Origin of the sequence: Ferrovibrio sp., assembly GCF_035304305.1 — a bacterium.
In the GTDB taxonomy this organism is placed as follows: domain Bacteria; phylum Pseudomonadota; class Alphaproteobacteria; order Ferrovibrionales; family Ferrovibrionaceae; genus Ferrovibrio.
In genome coordinates, this window is the sequence record NZ_DATGQG010000030.1 from 1 (window position 1) to 7,466 (window position 7,466).

At 66.3% G+C, this 7,466-nt stretch carries 8 protein-coding genes and 1 pseudogene; 4 read left to right on the forward strand and 5 right to left on the reverse strand.

The genetic code is table 11. The features are described from left to right. Window positions 1-654 (forward strand): sensor histidine kinase (locus VKZ87_RS03625; protein WP_324219887.1); only part of this gene is annotated, 654 nt, incomplete at its 5' end. Window positions 655-669: 15 nt separating this feature from the next. On the opposite strand, the gene VKZ87_RS03630 is transcribed toward VKZ87_RS03625, so the two are convergent. Together VKZ87_RS03630 and VKZ87_RS03635 are read right to left on the reverse strand one after the other, a co-directional pair. Then, window positions 670-1,809: an aromatic ring-hydroxylating dioxygenase subunit alpha gene (locus VKZ87_RS03630; RefSeq protein ID WP_324219888.1), complete on the reverse strand. Its 1,140-nt coding sequence runs from the start codon at window positions 1,807-1,809 to the stop codon at window positions 670-672. Window positions 1,810-1,818: 9 nt separating this feature from the next. Further along, a complete protein-coding gene (locus VKZ87_RS03635; RefSeq protein WP_324219889.1) occupies window positions 1,819-2,466 on the reverse strand; it encodes a TetR/AcrR family transcriptional regulator in 648 nt (215 codons plus the stop codon). Between the two features lie 140 nt (window positions 2,467-2,606). Between VKZ87_RS03635 and VKZ87_RS03640 the strand changes: the two genes are divergently transcribed. After that, window positions 2,607-3,191 carry a hypothetical protein gene (locus tag VKZ87_RS03640; RefSeq protein ID WP_324219890.1) on the forward strand — a complete coding sequence of 195 codons (585 nt, stop codon included), beginning with the start codon at window positions 2,607-2,609 and terminating at the stop codon, window positions 3,189-3,191. 15 nt (window positions 3,192-3,206) lie between these two features. On the opposite strand, the gene VKZ87_RS03645 is transcribed toward VKZ87_RS03640, so the two are convergent. Genes VKZ87_RS03645 through VKZ87_RS03655 form a run of 3 tightly spaced genes read right to left on the reverse strand, consistent with a single transcriptional unit; the run spans window position 3,207 to window position 6,107 of the window. Next, window positions 3,207-4,472 carry a cytochrome P450 gene (locus VKZ87_RS03645; protein WP_324219891.1) on the reverse strand — a complete coding sequence of 422 codons (1,266 nt, stop codon included), beginning with the start codon at window positions 4,470-4,472 and terminating at the stop codon, window positions 3,207-3,209. A 1-nt stretch (window position 4,473) separates the two neighbouring features. Beyond that, window positions 4,474-5,223, reverse strand: coding sequence for a DUF502 domain-containing protein (locus VKZ87_RS03650; protein ID WP_324219892.1), 750 nt, complete (start codon window positions 5,221-5,223; stop codon window positions 4,474-4,476). A 5-nt stretch (window positions 5,224-5,228) separates the two neighbouring features. Next, entirely contained in the window at window positions 5,229-6,107 is an 879-nt protein-coding gene (locus VKZ87_RS03655) for an alpha/beta hydrolase (RefSeq protein ID WP_324219893.1), read from the reverse strand. A 117-nt stretch (window positions 6,108-6,224) separates the two neighbouring features. Here VKZ87_RS03655 and VKZ87_RS03660 point away from each other — a divergent pair, with 117 nt between their 5' ends. Both VKZ87_RS03660 and VKZ87_RS03665 read left to right on the forward strand, forming a co-directional pair. Next, window positions 6,225-6,983, forward strand: coding sequence for a glucose 1-dehydrogenase (locus tag VKZ87_RS03660; protein ID WP_324219894.1), 759 nt, complete (start codon window positions 6,225-6,227; stop codon window positions 6,981-6,983). Next, window positions 6,974-7,466: pseudogene (locus VKZ87_RS03665) on the forward strand (hypothetical protein); the annotation flags it as partial. The gene VKZ87_RS03660 and the pseudogene VKZ87_RS03665, both read left to right, overlap by 10 nt.

Sequence of the window (7,466 nt, forward strand, 5' to 3'; positions counted from 1 at the left end):
ATTTCCGCGGTGACCGATCTGCTGCATGACGCGCTGAAGGAAGCCAATCGCCTGAGCGAGGAGCGGCGGCAGATCGCACGGGAGATCAACCATCGCACCAAGAACAACCTGATGATCATCGCCGCGCTGCTGCAGTCGGAATCCCGCGGCCTGGGGTGCGGCGAGACGCCGGTACATGTCCTCGAAGCCGCCGCGCGCCGGCTGGCGGTGGTCGGCCGCGTCCACGACCTGCTGTTCAGGGAGGAGACCAGCGCCGTCGTGCAGGCCGAAAGCTTCATGCGCGAGCTCTGCCACTCGATCCGCTCCGGACTGCTGGCCGACCGCATCGATTTGCGTCTGCATGTCTCGGCCGGGTCGATCGCCATGAGCCAGGCAACGACCATCGGCCTGCTGGTCAACGAGCTGGTAACCAACGCGGTGAAGCATGCCTTCCCCGACAACGAACCGGGCCTGATCGAGATCGACCTGAAATGCGCGGCCGGCGACTGCACCCTCAGCGTTTCCGATTCCGGTCAGGGCAAGTCGATCGGAGAGGAATCCGGCTTCGGCAGCCGGTTGATCCGGACGCTGGTGAACCAGCTTAACGGAACGATGCAGGAGCGCTTCGAGGCCGGAACCGTCGTGACGGTGACCTTCCCGCTGAAGCCGGTGTGAGCCGGTCGCCGCGGCTCAGGCCGAAAGCGCGCGATCCATGCTGTCGTGGAACCAGGCGCAGGCCTGTTCGAAGCGGCCGAAGGTGACATGGCTGTTGGCGCCGGAGCGGAAGCCGGACTGGATCGCGCGGCCCATCTGGAAATCCTCGTCCAGCGCATCCCAGAAGATCTTCACGTTGCGGTCCCAGTGCAGCCGCGCCTTCTCGGTCGCGGGTGGCTCGGGGATCAGCGCACCGCCCAGCACGGTGCATTCGTCGGTGCCGCGCGGATACACGGCCATCGCCGTCGCGTGATCGGGCTGCACGAGAATGACCAGGTTGGGGAAGATGAAATAGAGCGGATTGCCGTAGTCGCGGACCGACTTTCCTTCAAGCGCCGCGCCTTCGAGCTGTTTCGCGACCTGCTTGGTGAAATAGAGCCGCGCATGGGGATCGAAGCGGTCGGCGACAGCGACGTTGTCGGCGAACATCGGCGCGATCGTGGCCTTATGGGCGTAGCGCACGTGATAGGTCTCGAGCCCGCCCTCCATGACGATCTTCCAGTTCGACTGGATGCCGATCTCGCGCTCGTCGTGGAGCACATGCGAGCCCAGGCCGAAGCTTTCGAGATCGCGGCCGACCTGGCCGAAGAAGCCGGTGAAATCGTAACTGTCTCCCGGCTGCGGCACGACGAAGACCAGGCCGAAAGCTTCCGCCACCGGCAGGGCGACGAGGTTGTGCTGCGCCCTGTCGACGCCGCTGAAGCCTTCCTCGTGGGGAATGCCGCGCAGCCTGCCCGCCAGATCGTAGGTCCAGGCATGATAGGGACAGACCAGCGCGCGCTTGCCGCAGCCACCGCGCTCCCAGACCAGCTTGGCGCCGCGATGGCGGCAGACGTTGAAGAAAGCATGCAGCCTGCCGTCCTGGTCGCGGGTCAGCAGCAGCGGAATGCCGAGCAGGTCATGGGTGACGATGTCGCCCGGCCGCGACAGCTTCGACGAGAAGCTGACCGCCAGCGGATAGCGCCGGAACAGGATCTTCTCCTCCAGCGCCAGCCGCGCGGGGTCGACATAGCGGCTGGTCTCGATCCGCGTGACGGTTTCCTCCATGTCGGTGCTGCCCGCGGCCATGTGGCGACGGGTGCGTTCCAGCCATTCGATCTGCGTCGCGGCATCCATGACGTTTCCTCAACCCTTCTTTCCTGCTTTGCTCCGCCGGGCATCGCGGAATCGTGCCGTCCCTGCGATGAAGGCCCAGAGCTGGTCCACGAGGCGCGCCTGCGCAGGCCGCTTCGGCGCCGCCAGGGCCTGGCCGATGGCCTGGCGCAGGCCGCCGAGAATCATGGCGCCGAGCAGCGGCGCATCAAGTTCGGCAGGAATTTCGCCGCGTTCCTGCGCGAGGCGGATGTTGCGGGCGGCGAGCGCGATATGGCGGTCGATGCGCGCCGCCTCCACCGCCGCCACCTCCGGCTCGCGGCTCAGACGGGTGAGGATCACCGGCGCCAGCGTCTCGCCGTAGTGGAAGGCGACCATGCGCTCGGTGCGCAGCCGCTCGCGCTCGCCCCAGTCGGCGCCGGGTTTCGGGTTCACGTCCATCACCGCGGCCTCGAAGCGGTCGTAGTAATCCTCGACCACGGTGGCGATGAGCCCGGCCTTGGAGCCGAAGTGGTGATAGCTGAGACCGACCGACACGCCGGCGCGCTTCGCCACGTCACCGATCTCGAACATCCCCTGCCCCTCGACCAGCGCCGCCGCGGCGGCGGCCAGGATGCGCCGCCGCGTTGCGACGGACCGGCCGGCGGGCTCGAGCGGAATCACGGCTGAGGAACGGGGCATGGGCAAAGCTTAATTGAATTCAATTCAAATTCTCAAGACATTTCTGCGGTCGCTTTTCGATCAAGTCTTCCGGCCGAACGGCCAAAGACGCATCGGTCCCGGCATTCTACATAGCCGCCGCCAGTTTTCGGGAGGCGCACATGTATCTGGAAACCATATCCGACGATCAGGCCACGGGGCGGATCGCGGAGATCTATGCCAGCCAGAGGGCCCGGATGGGCTTCGTGATGGCGGCCTCGCGCTGCTTCACCGCCCGGCCCGATCTGCTGCCGATCTACAATGACTTCATCGACCAGGTGCGCGCAGACTTCTCGCTCTCCACCCGCGACTGGCGGCTGATCACCCTGATCGCGGCGAAGCATGTCCCCTCCACCTACTGCTCCTATGTCTATGGCAAGCAGCTGGTCGAGGATTTCGGCTCGAAAGAAGCCATTCTGGCCGTGCACCGGAATTTCCGCGACGCCGGACTGTCGCCGCGTGACGTCGCAATGCTGGCCTATGCCGAGAAAGTCGCCCGCAATGCCTCGGCGATCACGGAAGCCGACATCGGGCGGCTCCGCAGGGTGGGCTTCACCGACTGCAACATCGCCGATATCGCGCTCTGCGCCGCTTTCCGCTGCTTCGTCGCCAGGTTTTTCGATGCCGTCGGCGCCGGCCCGGAGGCGACCTTCATCGACGATGACGAGGATTTCCGTGCCGCGCTCACGGTCGGAAAATCCTACTGACGGACGCGCCGCGCGTCAGAACTCCACCGGGTAGCTCAGGAAGCCCCGGAAGCGGGCCCGGCCACCGCGCACGAACTCGCCGCTGCGCCTGAAATCCGGGAAGCGTGCCAGCAGGCGCGAGATCGCGATCTGGCCTTCCAGCCGCGCCAGCGACATGCCGGCGCAGGCATGGATGCCGGCACCGAAGGCGAGATGCCGGTTCGGCTGGCGCGAAACGTCGAGCCGGTCCGGATCGGGGAACTGCGCCGGGTCGCGGTTGGCCGCACCGATACACAGCGTCACCAAAGTGCCCGGCTCGAACACCACGCCGCCGATCTCGACGCGTTCCACCACGCGGCGGTTGCCGAGCTGGTTGGAGGACTCAAAGCGCAGGAACTCCTCCACCGCCGTCCTGATCAGCCCCAGATCCTCCATCAGCCGGCGGCGCTCGTCGGGCCAGTCCATCAGCGCGGCGATGCCGTTGCCGATCAGGTTGGTCGTGGTCTCGTGACCGGCATTGAGCAGGAAGATGCAGTTCTGCACCAGCTCGGCGGGAGTCAGGCGGTCGCCGCCCTCCTCGCCCCGCATCAGCGCGGCCAGCACATCGCCATAGCCGTCGCTGCCGTCACCGCCCTGTTTTCCGAAAGCGGCAATGTGCTTCTCCAGCCAGTCCTCGAATTCCAGCACAGCGCGGTTGCCGGCCTCGGCGCGTTCGGGCGTCAGCACCGGCTCCAGCGCGCCAAGGATCGCCAGCGACCAGTCGCGCAGCAGATGGCGATCCTGCGCCGGCACCGCCAGCATGTCGCCGATGATCTCCACCGGCAGGGCGGCGGCGAAATCGGTGATGACATCCATGCCGCCCCGCGCGGCGGCACGATCCAGCAGCCGGTCGACCAGAGCCACGAAGCGGGATTCCAGCAGCTTCAGCGCGCGCGGCGTGAAGGCCGGCGCCAGCAGGCGGCGCACGCGCGTATGCAGCGGCGGATCGTTGAAGACGAGGCTGGTGGTGTGATGGCGGTAGAGCGGCGTGTCGCCGAATTTCGGCGCGAACTCGACCTTCTTGTCCGAGCTGAAGCGCCGGTTGTCGCGATAGACCGCCTGCAGGTCATCATAGCGCGTGAGGAAGAAGCTGCCGTCGGGCATGCGATGCAGCGGCGCGTATTCACGCAGCAGATGGTACCAGGGATAGGGATTGTCGAGGAAATCCCGGTCAAGACGGCGCAGGTCGAAGGCGAGCGCCGCTTCCCGGCGTCCGGCCTCGTCCAGTGCGGCGAAGCGCCCGAGGTCGACCGCCGCCGTCATGTCAGGGCGTGAACCCGCCGGACGGCTGGGCCTCCGGCGCCGGCGGAGTCGCCGGCAGGCTCTTCAGCGGCGGTACGATCACGCCGCAGGAGATGATCAGCTTCATCGCCTCGTCCACCGTCATGTCGAGGATGATCACGTCGCTGCGGCGATAGTATGTCATGTAGCCGCCGGTCGGGTTCGGCGTGGTCGGGACATAGACGGTGACGAGGTCCGACCCGAGCCGCTGCGAAACCTCGCCCTGCACGTAATTGGTCACGAAAGCGATTGTCCAGGAGCCGGCTGAGGGCCACGGCACCAGCGCGACCTGGCGGAAGGAATTGCCCGACTGGCTGAACACGGTCTCGAAGATCTGCTTCAGCGCCGAATAGATGCCGCGTACGATCGGCATGCGCGACACCAGCCGCTCGCTGATTCTGAGCAGCGTGCGGCCGAGCAGGTTGGTGGCGAGAAAGCCGATCAGGGTCAGCAGCACCAGCGCAGCGAGGATGCCCAGCCCCGGAATGCCGTAGGGCAGTTCATACGGAATGAAGCGTTCGGGCTCGTAGCCGGCGGGTACCAGGCCGCGCACATTGCGGTCGATCGCCTGGATGGTGATGACGACGAGATAGATCGTCAGGCCGATCGGCGCCGTGACGATGATGCCGGCGAGGAAATAGTTGCGCAGCCGGGTGAGCAGGCCGAGCCGCGGTGGCGGCACGATGATGGCTGGCGTTTCGGGGGACTCGTTCGGAGGATTCGGTTCGGTCATGTCACTCAGTTCAGGAAGAATCCGTGCAGCGCCCGGTAGGTTTCCTCAGGCGCCTCCTCGGGCAGGAAATGGCCGCTGGGAACGGGATGGCCTTCGACCGTGCCGGCGGCCTTGCCGCGCCAGATATCCATGACGCTGTAGGCCCTGTTCACCAGCCCCTTCTCGCCCCAGAGGACGAGCAGCGGTGCCGCAATCCGCTTGTCGCGGTCGGCGCGGTCGTGTTCGAGATCAATGCTCGCGCCGGCGCGGTAATCCTCGCAGGTAGCGTGGATGCAGGCGGGATCGCGGAAGCAGCGCAGGTACTCCGCCATCACCTCGGGCGGATAGAAATCCCTGCCTGCCGACCAGGAGCGCAGTTTACTGTTCAGGTAGTATTCCGGATCGGCGCCGATCATGCGTTCGGGATGCGGCGCCGGCTGGATCAGGAAAAACCAGTGGTAATACGACGTCGCCACCAGCTGGTTCACGGTCTCGAACACGGTAAGCGTCGGCACGATGTCGAGCACGGCGAGCTTTTCAACCGCATCGGGGAAGTCCAGCGCCAGCCGGTGCGCCACCCGGCCGCCGCGATCATGGCCCGCCAGGCGGAATTTCGGGAAGCCCAGCGTCTGCATCACGGCCACCATGTCGGCAGCCGTGGCGCGCTTGGAATAGGTCAGATGCGCCGGGTCGGAGTCCGGCTTGGATGAGTCCCCGTAGCCGCGCAGGTCGGGGCAGATGACGGTGAAGTCCTCGGCCAGGCGCGGGGCGATCTTGTGCCACATGACATGGGTCTGCGGGTAGCCGTGCAGCAGCAACAGCGCTGGTCCCCGGCCGCCGATGCGCAGGTTGATCTCGGCCCCCTGCCCGGCGACCCGCTTCTGCTCGAAACCCGGAAACAACAAGGCTGGCCCCTCCCGTATTGCCGGTTGCCGCGCCAGTGTAGCAGCCGAAGCCGGCGCTTGCATGCCCCTGCCGGCCGGTTACAGTGGCCGAAACAGCGATTTGGGAGAGGAATCGGCATGCGTCTGGCGAACAAGGTGGCGATCGTGACGGGCGGCGGCTCGGGTTTCGGCGAGGGCATTGCCCGCCGTTTTGCCGCCGAGGGTGCGGCCGTGGCGATCGGCGACCTCAATCTGGCCGGGGCCGAACGGGTGGCCGGCGAGATCACCAGGGCGGGCGGCAAAGCCCTGCCCGTCGCCGCCGACGTTACCAGCAACAAGCAGATGAAGGCGCTGGTGGATGCGGCGGTGAAGGCCTTCGGCGGGCTGGACATCTTCGTCAACAATGCCGGCATGCCGCAGCGCAACGCGCCGCTGCTCAATACGGACGAGGAAACCTTCGACAGGATCTTCGCCGTCAACGTGAAGAGCATCTATCTCTCGGCCATCCATGCCGTGCCGGAGATGCGCAAGCGTAAGGGCGGCTGCTTCATCAACATCGCCTCCACCGCCGGCGTGCGGCCGCGCCCGGGCCTGGTCTGGTACAACGGCAGCAAGGGTGCGGTGATCACGCTGACCAAGGCCATGGCCGTCGAGCTGGCGCCGGAGCAGATCCGCGTCAACGCGCTGAACCCGGTGGCCGGCCTGACGCCGATGCTGAAGGAATTCATGGGCGGCGAGGAAACCGAGGAGATGAAGGCGAAGTTCGTCAGCACCATCCCGATCGGGCGCTTCTCCACGCCGCAGGACATTGCCAATGCGGCGCTGTATTTCGCCTCCGACGAAGCGAATTTCATCACCGGCGTCTGCATGGAAGTGGATGGCGGCCGATGCATCTGAAGGCGCTTCCCGCTCTGCTGTTGACTGCCGCCCTGCTGGCCGGCACGGCAGCCGCACAGCAGCAGGCGCCCGCGACTGCCACGCCCGAGCAGAAACCCGCGGAGCAGAAGCCCGCAGAGCAGAAACCGGCCGAGCAGAAGACCCCGGCGAAAAAGCCCGCGCCGCCGAAGGATGCGAACGCGCCGCGCAACCGCACCATGCATTTCGAGCTGCCGCCGCTGGTACCCATCGCCGAGGTGCCGCGCGGCAAGCCGGTGATGATCCAGGGCACCGTGCTGTCGCCGCAGCCGACCACCTTCGTGCTCAATGACGGCAATGCGTCGCTGGTGATCAATCTCGGCCCGACCTGGCAGGCGCTGACCAAGGTGAAGGCCGGCGACCGCGTGCGCGTGGTCGGCCAGATGGACCCCTACGGCACCTCGGTCTTCCGCGCCGGCAGCATCATGCTGGAGAATAACCGCCTGATCGTGGTGCCGATGAACT

What these genes read in the sequence shown, in the direction of transcription:
- VKZ87_RS03630 (WP_324219888.1), bottom strand. Translation starts at nt 1,809, where the DNA reads ATGGATGCCGCGACGCAGATCGAATGGCTGGAACGCACCCGTCGCCAC.
- VKZ87_RS03635 (WP_324219889.1), bottom strand. Translation starts at nt 2,466, where the DNA reads ATGCCCCGTTCCTCAGCCGTGATTCCGCTCGAGCCCGCCGGCCGGTCC.
- VKZ87_RS03640 (WP_324219890.1), top strand. Translation starts at nt 2,607, where the DNA reads ATGTATCTGGAAACCATATCCGACGATCAGGCCACGGGGCGGATCGCG.
- VKZ87_RS03645 (WP_324219891.1), bottom strand. Translation starts at nt 4,472, where the DNA reads ATGACGGCGGCGGTCGACCTCGGGCGCTTCGCCGCACTGGACGAGGCC.
- VKZ87_RS03650 (WP_324219892.1), bottom strand. Translation starts at nt 5,223, where the DNA reads ATGACCGAACCGAATCCTCCGAACGAGTCCCCCGAAACGCCAGCCATC.
- VKZ87_RS03660 (WP_324219894.1), top strand. Translation starts at nt 6,225, where the DNA reads ATGCGTCTGGCGAACAAGGTGGCGATCGTGACGGGCGGCGGCTCGGGT.